13 protein-coding genes and 1 pseudogene are annotated in these 15,900 nt (G+C 38.5%); 8 read left to right on the top strand and 6 right to left on the bottom strand.

Annotation, left to right across the window (positions count from 1 at the left end; translation table 11 throughout):
* Window positions 1-57: 57 nt before the first annotated feature.
* Together OC533_RS06040 and OC533_RS06035 are read left to right on the top strand one after the other, a co-directional pair.
* Window positions 58-696 carry a type 1 glutamine amidotransferase family protein gene (locus OC533_RS06040; protein ID WP_194323202.1) on the top strand — a complete coding sequence of 213 codons (639 nt, stop codon included), beginning with the start codon at window positions 58-60 and terminating at the stop codon, window positions 694-696.
* Between the two features lie 179 nt (window positions 697-875).
* The gene (locus OC533_RS06035) at window positions 876-1,601 is read left to right on the top strand and encodes a hypothetical protein (RefSeq protein ID WP_003728998.1); all 726 of its coding nucleotides are present in this window, start codon (window positions 876-878) and stop codon (window positions 1,599-1,601) included.
* 43 nt (window positions 1,602-1,644) lie between these two features.
* Here OC533_RS06035 and OC533_RS06030 read toward each other — a convergent pair whose 3' ends face one another.
* The 5 genes from OC533_RS06030 to OC533_RS06010 form a co-directional block, all read right to left on the bottom strand.
* A complete protein-coding gene (locus OC533_RS06030; RefSeq protein WP_194323203.1) occupies window positions 1,645-2,310 on the bottom strand; it encodes a YoaK family protein in 666 nt (221 codons plus the stop codon).
* 19 nt (window positions 2,311-2,329) lie between these two features.
* Window positions 2,330-3,094, bottom strand: coding sequence for a DUF4866 family protein (locus OC533_RS06025; protein ID WP_194323204.1), 765 nt, complete (start codon window positions 3,092-3,094; stop codon window positions 2,330-2,332).
* Between the two features lie 138 nt (window positions 3,095-3,232).
* Window positions 3,233-5,398, bottom strand: coding sequence for a transglutaminase domain-containing protein (locus OC533_RS06020; RefSeq protein ID WP_194330320.1), 2,166 nt, complete (start codon window positions 5,396-5,398; stop codon window positions 3,233-3,235).
* The gene (locus tag OC533_RS06015; protein WP_185481872.1) at window positions 5,395-6,543 is read right to left on the bottom strand and encodes a DUF58 domain-containing protein; all 1,149 of its coding nucleotides are present in this window, start codon (window positions 6,541-6,543) and stop codon (window positions 5,395-5,397) included. Before OC533_RS06015 ends, OC533_RS06020 begins: the two co-directional genes overlap by 4 nt.
* A gap of 4 nt (window positions 6,544-6,547) precedes the next feature.
* Complete coding sequence (locus tag OC533_RS06010; RefSeq protein ID WP_003760516.1) at window positions 6,548-7,495, bottom strand: AAA family ATPase; 948 nt, start codon at window positions 7,493-7,495, stop codon at window positions 6,548-6,550.
* A 155-nt stretch (window positions 7,496-7,650) separates the two neighbouring features.
* Between OC533_RS06010 and OC533_RS06005 the strand changes: the two genes are divergently transcribed.
* The 5 genes from OC533_RS06005 to OC533_RS05985 all read left to right on the top strand — a co-directional run bounded on the left by OC533_RS06005 (window position 7,651) and on the right by OC533_RS05985 (window position 14,174).
* Window positions 7,651-9,246: a PucR family transcriptional regulator gene (locus tag OC533_RS06005; protein WP_194323206.1), complete on the top strand. Its 1,596-nt coding sequence runs from the start codon at window positions 7,651-7,653 to the stop codon at window positions 9,244-9,246.
* Window positions 9,247-9,378: 132 nt separating this feature from the next.
* A complete protein-coding gene (locus tag OC533_RS06000) occupies window positions 9,379-10,662 on the top strand; it encodes a cytosine permease (protein WP_194323207.1) in 1,284 nt (427 codons plus the stop codon).
* Entirely contained in the window at window positions 10,663-11,763 is a 1,101-nt protein-coding gene (locus tag OC533_RS05995) for a DUF917 domain-containing protein (protein ID WP_003728093.1), read from the top strand.
* Entirely contained in the window at window positions 11,756-13,306 is a 1,551-nt protein-coding gene (locus OC533_RS05990; RefSeq protein ID WP_185481870.1) for a hydantoinase/oxoprolinase N-terminal domain-containing protein, read from the top strand. The genes OC533_RS05995 and OC533_RS05990 overlap by 8 nt, the downstream gene beginning before the upstream one ends.
* Before the next feature lie 508 nt (window positions 13,307-13,814).
* Window positions 13,815-14,174, top strand: a complete 360-nt coding sequence (locus tag OC533_RS05985) for a DUF3139 domain-containing protein (RefSeq protein WP_194323208.1) — start codon at window positions 13,815-13,817, stop codon at window positions 14,172-14,174.
* Window positions 14,175-14,209: 35 nt separating this feature from the next.
* Here OC533_RS05985 and OC533_RS05980 read toward each other — a convergent pair whose 3' ends face one another.
* Entirely contained in the window at window positions 14,210-15,187 is a 978-nt protein-coding gene (locus tag OC533_RS05980; RefSeq protein ID WP_194323209.1) for an HD domain-containing protein, read from the bottom strand.
* 65 nt (window positions 15,188-15,252) lie between these two features.
* Here OC533_RS05980 and OC533_RS05975 point away from each other — a divergent pair.
* Window positions 15,253-15,627 (top strand): annotated as a pseudogene (locus OC533_RS05975) (hydantoinase/oxoprolinase family protein); the annotation flags it as partial.
* Window positions 15,628-15,900 lie beyond the last annotated feature (273 nt).

Below are 15,900 nucleotides of genomic sequence, written 5' to 3'. Positions count from 1 at the left end.
GGAGATTAACATAGTAATCATTGATATAAAAAAATTAATAGAAAATGGAGGAAATATATGTCTACAATTTATGTTTACGTTCTTGATACTCTAGCAGATTGGGAGATAGGCTATGTAACTTCGGAGCTCAATTCTCGTCGTTTTTTTAAAAAAGATGCAAATCGCGTATCGCTCAAAACAGTTAGTTATTCGAAAGAGCCTATTAAAACAATGGGTGGGATGACGATAGTGCCTGATTGTGTAATTGATGACATTGTTATGAGTGAAACAAGTGTATTGTTATTGCCAGGAGCTGACACATGGAACAACCTAGAGCATAAAGCAATTATCAAAAAAGCAAGTGAGCTTCTCGCTTTAAATGCTACAGTGGCTGCAATTTGTGGAGCTACAGTTGCACTTGCGAATCATGGGTTATTGGATAATCGTCCACATACAAGTAATGGAGCAGGATTTTTAGAAATGTTCTCTTCTAGTTATAAAGGGCAAAGTTCATATATAAATGAGCTTTCTGTATGGGATAACAATCTGATTACAGCGAGTTCTGCTGGAGCCTTGTTATGGGCTAAGCAAATTATTGCGCATTTGGACGTTTTTGAGTCAAACACACTCGAGTCTTGGTATGCCTATTTCAATACTGGTGACCCCAAACACTTCTATGCACTCATGGAAAGTTTGCCAGATAACAATGATCACTAATTAAGTGGAGCGGCTAATCTACAATATTAAAGTAGGTTGGTCGCTTGCTGTTTGGCTAATTTTAGGTGGAAAATTGTCACAAAGTACAGGTAGAGAATTAACAGGCTGGTTTTAAATTTCTTTTTTCGCTTCACATAGCTTATAATGAATACATATTTTAAAAAGGGGTGAGGCGCTTCATGAAAGACAAAACGAAAAAACGGAAATGGAACTGGGCACAGATTCTTGCAATTTTTGTATTAATAACGCTCGTGATTTCTATGGTTTATGCAATAGTTAACTTAATTACAGCACCATCTGGCAATGTACCAGAAGGACAGCAAACAAAAGGCGATTACTCACTTATGCTTATGCAATGTGTTCTTGGCGTGGTAGTTCTATTTCTACCATCAATTATTAGTAAAAAAATGAAATTCGTCATTCCGAATGCGATGTATATTGTTTTTATCGTTTTCTTATATTGCGCGATTTATCTTGGGGAAGTTCGTAGTTTCTATTATTTGATTCCTAACTGGGATACGATTTTACATACATTTAGTGGGGCTATGCTTGGTGGGCTTGGTTTTTCGATTGTAAGTTTACTGAATAATGATGAACGGGTTACGCTTTCTATGAGTCCGGTTTTTGTAGCATTATTTGCTTGTAGTTTTGCTGTATTTTTAGGCGTTTTCTGGGAGTTCTATGAATTTGCAGCAGATAGCTTTGGAATGAACATGCAAAAAACGATGCTAGAAGATGGTACAATGCTACAAGGTCATGCAGCAGTTGCAGACACAATGGGGGATCTTTTCGTAGATTTCCTCGGCGCATTTGTCATCTCAGTTGTCGGTTATTTCTCCATTCGTAAAAATAAAAAATGGATGAAGAACTTCGAATTTAAAAAAGTAGAAGAAGACGCGAAATAAAAAACTGCCAGCAAAGTGAGAAATCATTTTGTTGGCAGTTTTTTTATATTATTTTACTTTCTCTATCAATAAACATCATTAAAAATGCGATGAATTGTAAAAACGCACAAACAAGAATAGCATATTGGCCGAAAAGCTGAATAAAGAAATTACCAACGACCGCACCAACGATAAAACTAAGAATAACCGTAAAATATAGCCCACTATTACGAAGGTATTGCTTTTCCTTGTACTCAAAATAATCACATAAGTTTTGCGTAGCACTTCTTAGATTTCCGATACACATCGTCGTCGCAACACCTCTACCATGCATTTTTCGAAAACTTTCTACTTGAATACCACATACAAAAGATATGAGCGAATTAGCAATTAGATTATGATCAAGTGGAATAAATGCAACAGCGACCAAAATAACAACCTCTATCATTACGGAAAGCTGTCTCCAGTGTAAACGTCTAATATCACGTCGATGAATTACTTCTGATAAAGCAATCCCGACCGTAAAAGAGACAACCGGCCAAAAATATTGAATTGCGATAGCCCAGTTCCCCTCTGAAAGATTAATTCCGAATAAAAGTATATTCCCTGTCTGTGCATTTGCGAATACTTGTCCTCTTTCAATATAAGAGTAAGCATCCATAAATCCGCCTGCTAGAGCTAGCAAGAGTCCTAGCCCTATTGATTCTGAAATTTGCCTTGAGCGTACCATAACTTTTCATCCTTTTTTCTTATTTATTAAGCAATTGCGCGCGAATCGTACTAATTAAGTGATTTACTTGCTCGATATTTTGCAACATTTTCTTTTCAAAATGGTGAATTGGCAGGAATACGCCAAGTTCATCTGCATTATCCGCAGTTTCTTGTCCGTAAAAAATCCTGCTTGATGGAATGATTTCTTGAATTTTTAAGAACGTTTCCCAAATATCAGCATAAACTTGAGCTTCTGTCATTCCAAGCTTAAGCGTGCTAGGAAGAGAATATAAAACAAGTATCCCACGTTTCTTATTTATTGTTTTGGTCGATATAGTAAAATCAGGTTCATAGGAATGAACAATATCCTCATCGTCTACTAAATAAATTGCAGTTTCCGAACTAGAAAGCTCCGAATGAAAAATTTCTTGAAACTTTTCGAATTCGCGGTTAGAAACTTCGTCATTACTCGCGGTCAAAGTGCCTTGTTGATCTGTTAAAAACAAAGGAGAATGGCTGGTTTTTCCAGTTAGCTTTTTAGGAATTAGAAAAGCCTGTCTAAGAAGTTCGAATAAAGTCCTCCCGCAAATACCTAACAATAGCGCACTTACATCACTTTGTTGGTAGGCGGATAAAATAATTTTAGCAAAAAGCGAATCCTCTTTTTCAAAACCACGCGTTTCTTGGTAGCTCTCTAAATTATCTAGAAATACATCTTTAAAACGTCTACACGCTGTTGGATTAGCTAAAATCTGCGCAAATAATTTAGTTGTATTTTCTTCTTTAGGAAAAATAGTTGTCATTTTTTTGCTCTCCTTTGTTTTTTATAGTACACCAAATCAACTAATTTAAAAGCAATTCGAATATATTATCTCATATTTACCAAGAAATAATAAAAAATTCATAGAAACAAGCCCATAATAATTCATGGGCTCGTTTCATTATTTATCGTGTTTGTTTAAAAGCGCGATAATTCTCTCAGTAAGCTCGATTTCATTTGGCTTCATTCCTTTTTCCGCGTCATTATTACTATAAACCTGAGCCTCATAAATTTTTGTTAGCTCGGTAAAGTCGGCGGTTTTCAGCTCATTATCAACACGTATTGCAAAGTGGCGTAACGTTTCACTTTGCTCGCGAACATAACCATAAACTGCAAGAGATTTCATTAATTTATGATATGTTTTACTGAATTCAGGTGCTTTTGATAGTGATCGAAGTAATAAATAACTACGAATTCTGCGTCTAAATAGAACGACGAGAACAAGTAAAACAGCAACTAAGCCAGTAGGAATCCACCAGAACCATGAAGGTAGCTTGAAGCTTGAAGTTGAGTCGGTTTTTGGTTGTTCTTGTTTTGGCGTTTCCCCAGTAGAGCTACTTCCGGCTTCTTGCTCAGGTGTTTTATCTGGTTGAGCTGGTGTTTCTGGAGTACTCGTGCTGTCATTTGGTGTTTCTGGTTTATTGGCAGTTTCGGTAGTTGGCTCTTGGAAGTCTTCCGGATTTGTAAAGGTAGCTGTTGGCTCAAATGGAACCCATCCAGTTCCAGGGAAAAACACTTCTGGCCAAGAATGTGCATCGTTATTTGTAATGGTATACGTTGATTTAGAGTCGTTTCCTTTTTTCTCGCCTTCACCCGGAGTATAACCTTTCGCCCATCTTGCTGGGATACCAAGCGAACGAAGCATTACCACCATGGAAGTAGAAAAATTATCGCAATAGCCAATTTGCGTTTCAAATAAAAATTGGTCGACATAATCAGCTCCATTTGGCGTTTCTTTCGCATCCTCAGTACTATATGTGAACGTACCTGAAGAACTTAAGTAGCTTTCGATAGCTTTTGCTTTATCGTAAATTGAATCAGCATCTTTAGTTACTTTATTGGCGAGTTTTGTAACTCGGTCGGGCAGTTCTTTTGGCATTTGCGTATATTTTGAAACAAATGCGCTGGATAAAGTACTGAAATCAGCTTTTTGCATTTTTTCGATGTCGTAAACAGGTGATTTCATTTGAACCGTGTAATTTTTGATTGTATCTACGGGATTAATTTTTTCAGTCGTTAAATTGGCGCTAAATGAATCGACTGCACTATTAATTGTTTGCGTTCCATATGGGTACGGCGTGTAATCAGTTGATGAAGCAAAACTGATTTCGGCTGTTTTTGTATCTCCAGTTGTTTGTTCTGTAAGTTGGATAGGGAAGTCATCACCAGAAGAGAAAGACGTTACATCTGCTGTTTTTTCGTTCGCCCAGCCAGTTCCAGTATAAACACGTTTTGACTCAACGCGCCAGTAGTGCCCTTTTTCCGTACGAGCGGTAAATACGGTAGCATTATCTTTTTGGAGTGCGCCACCAAGCGTTGTATCGTCTTCACTGTAACCGACTGTGCGAGTAGTATTGATTCCAAGCGCATTTTTAATCGTCGGTACTGGATCAGGGAAAATGGGCGCTTTTTTAGGTAACATTAGCGAACTAAAAACAAATACTGCAAGCAATAGGACTACAAAGACATGATAAAATAGGCCATTTCGTTTGAGTGAATCCGCGCTAATTCGATTTGGAGACGCAATTCGGCTCGAAAGCGCAAGATGTAGCAATAAAAATCCTTCTAAAACAGTTCGAACAATTGCCCAATTACTATTATAATCTGTAAAAGTATTGATAACTGCCAAATAACTGACCGTTAAAACTAACACACTCATAATCCGTTGTTTTCGCAAAATACTATAAGTTGTAATATAGCTAAGCAGCCACAAAGCAATTAAAAAGACGATTAAAATAAAGTTCATGGCAATATCCGATGAACGGAATTGAACCATATCTCTAAAACCATTAAATGTGATTTGGAAAAAATAACTAAACCAATTTAGGGAAAAAATACTATCTTTAGCATAATAAATTCCCGAAACCACGAAAATCATGATTAAATGAAGGGGAATCGTCCAATAATATTTCAAACGAAGGAAAAAACTGCCGAGTGAAATAGTTATAAACAAAATAATCCAATTTGGAGTAGATAGTTCTGTTAGCTCAGAAAATGGGTAAATCCACTCTGAAATAAGTAAAACAGATAAGATAAATAGCAATACGAGAGATAAATATCTTTTCATCGATTTTCACGCTCCCATCTGCTTTCGAGGCTAGCGGGCTCAAGGTAAATCGCTGGAATATCAATAGCTTTAGTATGTTCTGATTGGAAAGTAATAATCTGTAATTGCTTATTATCCGTTAAACGAGTCACTTTTTGCATTAACATTGTATCTATACATGGCGTGAAAAGAAGAATTTTTTCGCCAGCATGTAGATTGCTATCAAGTGATTCTTGGAGCGACAAACTATCGACAGGTGCAATTTCGGCAAATGCTGTCGAAATGTCTTGAAGTCGATTTGTACCTTTTGAAGGAGCAAATTTACTTATTTGATCGCCTAAAAGAGTAACACGAATTTCTCCATTATCTTCGGAGATTTTGCGAATAAACGAGTAAGCCGCCCGAAGTGATAATTCAAAATTGGGGTGGCTCGCTCCGTAAAAAATGACGGATAACCGCGATGTCGCACTATTTTCAAATTCCCGAGTCATCAGTTGATCGCTTTTAGCAGAAGATTTCCAGTCAATAAGGGAAATCCGGTCACCAGAAGAAAATTCGCGCAAACTGTGCAAATTGCTGTTTTTCTTAAGCGTCCAGTAAGCGGCGTTGCGTTCGTTTTCTGGAGAAGATTCACTGATTTTTTCTAGTACATCCGGAAAATAGGTTGGATAAATAGTGAGCGTTTTTTCGGAAGATAGTTGGCGCGAACGCTCTAATAAGCCAAAAGCATCACTAGTTTCTACATCAACAGGTGGAAATGAATGAATCCCACGAACACCTACAAATCCAGCCAATGTGACCGTGAAATGCTTTTTAAAAAGCGGATAAACCACTTGTTGGCGGGCGCTCACATTGCCAAAACTAGCGGGTATTTTTTGTTGGAATAGCAAATAACCCACCGGATAACGCGATTTTCGAGTGAATGATACTTGCATATCAATTAAATCGCCATCATGATAGGTATTTTTAACAAAATTCCGATTCACTTTCCACGCTTTTAGTGGATAAATCGAGGATAAAAACAAAAATAACAAGATAAAACTAAAAAAGTAGGTTAAAAACCAGCTAGCTGTATCACCTTGAAATAACGTATAAGCCCAAAGTCCAGCGTAAATAATTAGCATAATAATCCACCGAGATGCTAATAAGAGACGTTTTTTTAACATCTTGTTACCTCTTCTCTACCGGGACTGACGTGTTTTTCAGAATGGAAGCAATAATGGATTCGGCTGTTTCTTCATTATAATAAGCTTCAGACTTCAAAATGAGACGATGGGTGAAAATATAAGGCGCTAAATACTGAATGTCATCAGGAATAACGTAGTCTCTTCCTTCAATAAGTGCAAAAGCTTGGGCTGCTTGCATAAATGCGAGCGAGCCACGTGGACTAATCCCTAGCGCAACAGACGGATGTTTACGGCTCGCATCCACTAAGCGAATAATATAATTTTTTAAAACATCATCAATAAAGACTTGTTTTGCTTTGTTTTTTAGCGTTACTAATTCTTCTAAAGTTACTACTTGTTTCGTTTGATCAAGCGGGTCTTGGTATTGTTTTAAAGTAAGTAGTTGCATTTCTTCTTCCACAGTCGGGTAACCAATGTTGATTTTAAGTAAAAAACGGTCTAATTGGGCTTCTGGCAGTGCATAAGTCCCTTCATACTCAATCGGATTTTGTGTCGCCATAACGAAAAAAGGGTCAGCAAGTTTGCGCGTAATACCGTCAACAGTCACGCTGCTTTCCGCCATACCTTCAAGTAAAGCTGCTTGAGTGCGCGGTGCTGTACGGTTAATTTCATCGGCCAGCACAATATTACCCATGACTGGACCTGGACGGAACTCAAATTCACGAGTTTCTGGGTTAAAAATCGAAACTCCAGTTACATCTGCCGGTAATAAATCTGGTGTAAACTGAATTCGTTTAAAGGAAACACCAATTGTTTTTGCTAATGTACGAACCATCATTGTTTTACCAACACCAGGAACATCTTCTAGTAATACATGACCTCCCGCAAGTAGGGCAGTTAAGCTTAATTTAACAACATGTCGTTTACCGACGATAACTTTTTCAACTTCATTAATAATCTCATTTATTTTAATGGATGGCTCTGTAGACATAATTTGCCTCCGTTTCTTTTCATGTGTTTTTAGTCAGAATATGTTTATTCATGGTTTAATGCTACTATAATCAACCTGGAATGTAAAAGATTTAAGGTGGCATGGACTTTTCTAAGGAGATTGTTTACACTTAGAATAACTGGAGGTGGCGAACTTTGAGCGTAAAATTAGCAGATTTAATGAAACTACCATCTTTAAAAGAAGCGAAAGTAGTCTCTGGGAAATCAGGATTATCTAAGCTTGTTTCGTCTATTTCTGTTTTAGAATATACAGAGGTAGCTCTTTTAGAAGATGATTTATTTGATAATGATGAATTTTATGGCAGTGAAATAGTTGTATCGGCTTTTGTGAATATTAGGGATGATGTCGAGGCGCAGTGTCGCACGATTGAACGATTACATAAGGTGGGAGAAGTTGCTTTAATACTTTACTATGTTGGAATATTTGTCCCGAAAATTGACCAAAAGCTAGTGGATTTTGCAAATGAACTCGATTTTACCATTATTGTTATGCCAGAAAATGAGATGTCGCTTAGGTATAGTGAAGTCATTTATGAAGTAGTTGAGGCCATTGTGAAACAGGAAATGACAGACACTAATTTTGTAACCGAGTCACTAGAACAAATTTCAAGCGTAAGACCGCCGCAACGTAACATTGATACGACACTGAAAATCCTATCTGATAGAACGCATGTCTCGCTTGTTTTAACGGACAATTCCTTCCAAGTCATTAATTCCATCACTTGGCCACGGACCCGTCACTGGGATTTTGAAAGAGTAATTGAAGCTTCAAAACATATAAACGAGCACGAACTTGTCCAGCTGACTTTAGACGAACGAGATTTTTATACAGCTAAAAGACCGATTTTTCAAGATGGTATGCAGGCAATGCACTTATTTATGATGAAAGAAAAAGGAGCATTAACTATCGACGTAGCTATGCAAATTAGCGAGGTTGTCCAAGTATTTATGAATTTATGGGGCAAAAATTATGTCGAAATTAGTACAACCGAACTAATGAAGGCTATTTTGAATGATGAAAGTGTCAAGATGCGCCGACTTGGAAAAATTCTAAATGTCGATGTTTCTTCTATTAAATGGATGTGGCTTGTAAAACCTGAAGCTGTTCGTGACAATGAACTAGTATTAAAGGAATTGAAAAGCTATGTTTCTAGTCATTTCAATGTTTCGCTGATTGATTTATTTGAAGATAATATCGTCGTCCTTTTAGATAATTCCGTTGCGCAACGAGACCGGACGCATACGGCTCAAGCATTTGCTGAAATGATGCAGGAAATCGGGATAGCTTTAAAAATCACCGTCTGCCAAGGTATGGAACAAACCTCAGATGTCCAAAACGCGTATTCGTTAGTAAATGAATACAAAAATGCAGCGAATGCAATTTACGCTAATAAGTCGATATATTCGCTCCAAGAATTCGATTTTGCAGCGAAATGCGTCGAAATAGTCGGTCGAGGGGAACTCGCAATTGCAGAACAAATGAAACCTTTAAAACCTTTGGAAGACAATGCTGAGTTGATTGAAACGCTTTCGGTATTTTTACTAGAAGGGGAATCGAATTATAACCAAGCAGCAGATATACTATTTCTCCACAAAAATACGATTAAATACCGGATACAACGGATAAATGAGTTATTGCAATACCCAGCAACGAAAATTCCCGAGTCCTATAATCTTTATTTAGCAGTAGCAATTCGGCGTTTACTTGGCGAAACAAACAATAATAAATGAAAATAGCGCGGTTTTTGTCCAAAATGACAAAGATTGCGCTGTTTTTTTTCAATTCTGATAAATACAAATGCTAGCTAGTTCTTATATAATTAGTCATTAATACAACTATTTCAAGAAAAGGGGCGAAACAAAATGACAGAGAAGAAAACAGTAGAGCAAACACAATCCTGGCAGAGTTTGGCATTTGTATGGACCGGCGCAATGATATGCGTTCCGAGTCTTCTTGTAGGAGGAACACTTATTTCAGGCATGCCTTTATGGGAAGCCATTTTAATAGCACTTTTAGGATACGGCGTTATTGTCTTATTTATGATATATCAAGGAATGCAAAGTAGTGACTTAGGGATTCCAGCAGTTAGCGTAGCCTCACAGGTTTTTGGGGAACAAGGATCTAAGAAAATTATTTCAATTCTACTGGCGATTGCTTGTCTTGGTTGGTTTGGAATTCAAGCCAATGTTTGCGGGGCGGCATTTTCACAGTTTTTAGGACTTTATGGTATTAATCTTCCGGTTCCGATTTCTTCCTTGATTTGGGGAGTTATCATGTTACTTTCAGCTATTTACGGGATTCGAATTTTGAGTATTTTAAATTATGTTGCAGTTCCGATTTTACTTTTCGTATGTATTTATGGGTTAATCGTTTCTTTAAACAATGGCGGGCTTGCGGTTGTAGAAAATTACAAACCAGCAAGTAGTATGTCGTTTATGACGGGTCTTGCTATTACAATTGGCTCGTTTGCATTAGGGGCAGTTATTGCTGGGGATTATTCGCAGTATACGAAATCACGTAAAGACGTTGTAAAAGCAGCTATTGTTGGGATTTTGCCATCAGGTGTGCTAATGATTGCGGTAGGCGCGGTCCTTGCCTTAACAGCAGGTACAGCAGATATTTCTGTCGTATTTACTAATCTAGGGTTACCAGTTCTTGGAATTATCGGCTTGATCCTTGCCGCTTGGACTACCAATGCAGTAAATGCTTTCTCAGGCGGGATTGCAATCATCAATGTATTTAATATCTCAGAAAAATATCATAAAGTAGCAGTTGCGATTGCTGGTGGACTGGGAACTATTCTCGCAGTTATCGGGATTTTGAACCACTTTGTTCCGATTATGTCGGTACTTTCAGCAATGGTTCCACCCGTTGCAGGAGTTATGATTGCATCTTACTGGATTGTTCAAAAAGGTGATAAATCCAAATGGGCACCAGTATCAGGCGTAAACTGGCTTGGCGTAAGTTCTTGGTTAGTTGGTGCAGTAATCGCGGGAATTCCAGTTATTTTGACATTTTTCCCGACGCTACCACAATTACCAAACCAACCACTTATCGGCATTATCTTGTCACTAGCTGTTTACTTAGTTGGGGCAAAAGTGCTGAGCGGGAAAACGAACAATGTAGAAAACTTGGAGGGAAAATAAATGCGTTATTTAGATGAACAAGCTATTGAAAATATCGCGATTGGTGCCGCGTTTCTTGGCACTGGCGGCGGCGGAGATCCATATATAGGCAAGATGATGGCATTAACTGCAATTAAAAAACATGGACCAATTAAACTTTTATCCCCAGAAGAAATTGCAGACGATGATTATTTCATTCCAGCTGCGATGATGGGGGCGCCGTCTGTACTCATTGAAAAATTTCCTAAAGGCGACGAGTTCGTTCGTGTATTTGAAAAATTAGGTAGATATGTAGGTAAAGAAGTAAAAGGAACATTTCCAATGGAAGCTGGCGGGGTAAACTCAATGATTCCAATCGTTGTGGCAGCTCAACTAGGCTTGCCAATGGTGGACTGCGACGGCATGGGCCGAGCTTTTCCAGAACTACAAATGGTGACGTTCCATCTAGACGGGATTTCCGCAACACCAATGGCTATCACCGATGAAAAAGGCAATATTGGAATCATGGAAACAATTGATAATAAATGGACCGAACGACTTGCACGTGTGACAACGGTCGAAATGGGCGCGAGTTCTCTTGTGAGCCTGTACCCGTGTAACGGCGCGCAAATCAAGCAAAGCAGTATTAAAAATATCGTGACGCTATCTGAAGAAATTGGTAAAGTAATTCGCGAAACTTCGATGGACGAAGCAGAAAAACTACAAAAACTATTAGATGTAACGCACGGTTATCATTTATTTGAAGGGAAAATTACCGATGTTGTTCGGGAAACGCGCGCTGGCTTCAACTTTGGTCGCGTGAAAATCGACGGGCTAAACAAAGACACGGGTAGCGAAGTCATCGTCCATTTCCAAAACGAAAATCTTGTTGCGGAGAAAAATGGCGAACCGATAGCAATTACACCAGATTTAATTTGCATGGTAGACCTTGAAACACTGATGCCAGTAACAACTGAAGCATTAAAATACGGTAAACGTGTCCGTGTAATGGCACTGCCAGCTGATGATGCATGGAGAACGGACAAAGGTATCGAAACAGTTGGACCGCGCTATTTCGGCTACGATGTCGATTTTGAACCACTAGAAGAACTTGTCAAAAAGGAGGAACGCCGTCATGTATAAAATTGGAATTGACGTTGGCGGTACAAACACCGATGCCGTTATTTTAGATGAAAATCAAAAACTTATTCATAGTGTAAAAATGCCAACGAGTGAAGATATTGAAACGGGAATTACTGAGTCACTTCATCGCGTATTGAGCGAAACGGGCATTGATCGCTCGAAAGTAACGCACGCCATGCTTGGAACAACGCAGTGTACAAACGCGATTGTGGAACGTAAAAAATTAGCAAAAGTTGGCGTTCTTCGTTTAGGCTATCCTGCAACAGCATCCGTTTTACCATATACAGCTTGGCCAGAAGATATGGTTGGCTTTTTATCTGGAAAATATAAATTAACTGGTGGTGGCTATGAGTATGATGGTCAGGTGCTATCAGAAATCAACGAAGCAGAAATCCGTGAAACATTGGCTAGCTGGAAAGATGAAGTGGAATCTGTCGCAGTTGTAGGCGTCTTTTCTTCCTTGAAAAACGATCAGGAATTAGCTGTTCAAAAAATAATTGAAGAAGAACTAGGCGCAGATATTCCAGTTTCGATTTCCTCTTCCGTAGGTTCTGTTGGACTGATTGAACGCGAAAACGCGACGATTTTAAACGCAGCCCTTTTCAAAGTTATCGCGGCAACGAGTGATGGTTTTGAAAAAGCACTAGAACAAGAAGGAATTGAGCACGCTGAAATCTATCTTTGTCAAAACGACGGAACTTTAATGTCGCTAAACTATGCAAGACAATTCCCGATTTTGACGATCGCATGTGGACCAACGAACAGTATCCGCGGCGCATCCTACTTGGCGGGACTTAAAGACGCGATGGTTCTCGATGTTGGTGGCACGACTTCTGATATTGGAGTGCTTACGGATGGTTTTCCTAGAGAGTCCTCGCTTGCGGTTGATGTTGGCGGAGTACGTACGAACTTTAGAATGCCTGACATTATTTCCATCGGGCTTGGTGGCGGAAGTATCGTTCGCGAAAAAGATGGCGACATAACAATCGGACCAGATAGCGTTGGCTACCGTATTTCCGAAGAAGCACTAGTTTTCGGTGGTAAAACGATGACCACAACCGACATCGCGGTTCGTCTAGGGATGGCTGAAATCGGTAACCCTGAATTAGTCGCACATATCCCAACCGATTTTGCCGAAAAAGCCTATAAAAAAATCGCTGACATGACCGAAGATGCCATTGATAAAATGAAAACCAGTTCGGGGAGTGTAAGCCTAGTGCTTGTTGGCGGTGGTAGCGTGATTATTCCAGACGAAATCTCTGGTGTCGCACAAATTTTCCGCGACAAAAACGGCCCAGTCGCCAACGCAATCGGTGCATCCATTTCCCAAATCAGCGGACAATACGAACAAATCTACATCTATTCTCAAATCGAGCGGGAAGAAGCGCTCAAAGACGCCGAGCAAAAAGCGAGAGAACAAGCAACCCTAGCCGGCGCAGTGACTGACTCGATCGAAGTGGTGGAAGTGGAAGAAATCCCATTGGCGTATCATCCGGGTAATGCAACCAGATTGCGCGTGAAAGTTGTGGGGAATTTGGTTTAAGGGAAGGGAATAGTAAGTATTGCTCATTTCAGACTGGAGATAAAGTGAGAAATTATTTTATTTCCAGTCTGTTTTTTAATGTAATCCCATGTGTATAAACATGTATTTTATACACATGGGATTTTAGTTCTGTTTGAAATAGATTATTTATTTGAGCGATTTAATGGCTTAGTTTATTTTTTAATGTATAAAATCATGTATATTGACACAATTTGTGTTACTTTGAACATAAATTCAAATAAATCAATTCTTAATGTATTGATTTTCGCCTAAAATAGGTCGTTCATGACATGAATCGGACATTTCATTACATTTTTGGTTATACATTCATTTTCTATGCTATGGTTTTAGTAGGAACAACTATTTTGGTACAGGAAGTAAACTTGTAGTACATGTATTTCCTTCATTAGTTGCCCTGTATGATTTACCAAATTATTTTTCAAAAGCATATAAGCCACAACAAGTAAAATACTTTAAATAAATCTCATGTCTTAGGAAGTGTTGCTGAATGAAAAAGCATAAAAAATGGTGGATAACGATAGGTATCATATTCCTACTTAGTATTATTGGATACGTTTATTGGTTTGCAATTCCCAAACACACGGCGAATAAAGCAGTGGATAACTATCTAGCAGAACAAAAAATCAAATCCGGCCAAATTAAAACTAGGATGATTAAGAAAGATTGGAAAATGGGTGGTTATCTTACAAAAATAGTTTTTAAAGATGATTTAAAACTAAAGTATGAATATAGTTATGATGAAAGGATAGACTTACCTTACCATATTTATGTCAGTGCTTTTAAAGATGGCTCAAGTCAAGAGGACAATCAAATGAAGCATCCACCACTACAAGAACAAAATAATTAAAACAAAAACACAAGCATATCAAGTAAGCAGCACTACTACTGCTTACTTTTTTCTATCACTTTGATGTAAACTCCACGTTCACTCTTTATCTTCGCCTCTCGATTCATTTCACGTACGTTTTCCAAAAGCTCATCAGCCGGAATAAGCCGCCCATCCACCAAAACAGACGGATTAATCAAACGCATTTTCTTCTTATGATGATAAGTAAAGTCCGCCTCATTTTCTTCCAAATGGGGACTCGCGAGCAACTGAATTTTCTCCCGAGCATCCGAATTCATATTCAATTTAGCCAATAATTCAGCATCAGTCAACCGAAGATCAGCCGTCGTAATCGTCTCCTGCTGAAACGCAATGCGCATTGCTTCAGCCAAAATCTCATAACTATAAACATTCAGCGGATCATAAAAATAATCAATCACTTCCGAATAATATTGCGCAACAAACCATTCTGCGGAAGCGATATTCGCCAGGTAAAGCCGCCCATCCACCATTACTAAAGCCTGCAAAAATTCTTCCACCTCAGCCAAACTAATTTTCCTATGGCGATACAAATCTTGAAGCGTGTAATCAATCCGGTCAGCACAAAGCTCCGGGGCTTCTTGCTCCAAAATTTTCCACTTCGAAATATCATCAAAAATCCCTTCAAAAGAATAACCATACTTCTCTAAAATGGCAGGAATCGTCGAAGTTTTTACAAAATCTTCAAAAATCTGCTCATGGTAATCTTCCTCTTCAAAATCAAGCGCATAATCCACCACGTGCGAAAAAGCAGTGTGCGATACGTCGTGCAATAATCCAGCAATTTGCTCCTCCAAAGAACCACCGAGTTTCCTAATAAATAGCATCACACCAATCGAATGATCAAGCCGGCTAAGGTCCCAAAGCGGATTTACTAAATAACTCGAGCCACCTTGATGCACGTGTGCTAGCCGGGAAACCAATGGATTTTGGATTAGTTCAGCCAAAACAGGTTCTATTTCAAATGTTCCGTAGAGAGGGTCTGTCATCTTCATCATATTCACCTCTTTTTTCAATTATATATTAGCGAACAAACGTTTTCCATGTTTTCCCTAGCAATTCCAATTTTGCTGAGAAAGCTTATAAAAAAAATTACTGAAATAACCGAGGATGCGATTGATAAAATGAAAAACAGCTCAGGAAGTGTAAGGCTAGTTCTTGTTGGCGGTGGTAGTGTGATTATTCTAGACGAAATCTCTGGTGTTGCAAAAATTTTCCGCGATAAAAATGGCCCAGTCGCCAACGCAATCGGCACATCCATTTCCCAAATCAAGCGGGATGAAGCGCTGCAAAATGGCGAGCAAAAGCGAGAGAACAACCAACCTTAGCCGGCTCAGTGACTGACTCGGTTGAAGTAGTGGAAGAAATCCCATTGATGTATCATCTGGGTAATGCGACCAGATTGCGCATGAAAGTTGTGGGGAATTTGGTTTAAGGGAAGTAAATAGTGGAGCATTCCGGTCATTTTTTATAAAGTAATCCTACGTGTATAAAAATACGGTTTATACACATGGGATTATAGTTCTATATGAAATAGGTTATTTATTAGAAGGATTAAATGGCATATTTTATTTTTTAATGTATAAAATTATGTATATTGACACGATTTGTGTTATTTGGAGCAGGAATTTAAGTAAATCAATTCTTAATGTATTGATTTTCGCCTAAAATGGGTCGTTCATGACAAGAATCGGACATTTCATTACAT

The sequence above is a fragment of the Listeria sp. Marseille-Q6474 genome (genome assembly GCF_946902005.1).
Classification (GTDB): Bacteria; Bacillota; Bacilli; order Lactobacillales; family Listeriaceae; genus Listeria; species Listeria innocua.
This window is presented reverse-complemented; position numbering and strand designations above follow the sequence as displayed.

Excerpts from the sequence above, each read along its gene's own strand:
- OC533_RS06040 (WP_194323202.1), top strand. The coding sequence starts at position 58 with ATGTCTACAATTTATGTTTACGTTCTTGATACTCTAGCAGATTGGGAG.
- OC533_RS06035 (WP_003728998.1), top strand. The coding sequence starts at position 876 with ATGAAAGACAAAACGAAAAAACGGAAATGGAACTGGGCACAGATTCTT.
- OC533_RS06030 (WP_194323203.1), bottom strand. The coding sequence starts at position 2,310 with ATGGTACGCTCAAGGCAAATTTCAGAATCAATAGGGCTAGGACTCTTG.
- OC533_RS06025 (WP_194323204.1), bottom strand. The coding sequence starts at position 3,094 with ATGACAACTATTTTTCCTAAAGAAGAAAATACAACTAAATTATTTGCG.
- OC533_RS06020 (WP_194330320.1), bottom strand. The coding sequence starts at position 5,398 with ATGAAAAGATATTTATCTCTCGTATTGCTATTTATCTTATCTGTTTTA.
- OC533_RS06015 (WP_185481872.1), bottom strand. The coding sequence starts at position 6,543 with ATGTTAAAAAAACGTCTCTTATTAGCATCTCGGTGGATTATTATGCTA.
- OC533_RS06010 (WP_003760516.1), bottom strand. The coding sequence starts at position 7,495 with ATGTCTACAGAGCCATCCATTAAAATAAATGAGATTATTAATGAAGTT.
- OC533_RS06000 (WP_194323207.1), top strand. The coding sequence starts at position 9,379 with ATGACAGAGAAGAAAACAGTAGAGCAAACACAATCCTGGCAGAGTTTG.
- OC533_RS05995 (WP_003728093.1), top strand. The coding sequence starts at position 10,663 with ATGCGTTATTTAGATGAACAAGCTATTGAAAATATCGCGATTGGTGCC.
- OC533_RS05990 (WP_185481870.1), top strand. The coding sequence starts at position 11,756 with ATGTATAAAATTGGAATTGACGTTGGCGGTACAAACACCGATGCCGTT.
- OC533_RS05985 (WP_194323208.1), top strand. The coding sequence starts at position 13,815 with ATGAAAAAGCATAAAAAATGGTGGATAACGATAGGTATCATATTCCTA.
- OC533_RS05980 (WP_194323209.1), bottom strand. The coding sequence starts at position 15,187 with ATGAAGATGACAGACCCTCTCTACGGAACATTTGAAATAGAACCTGTT.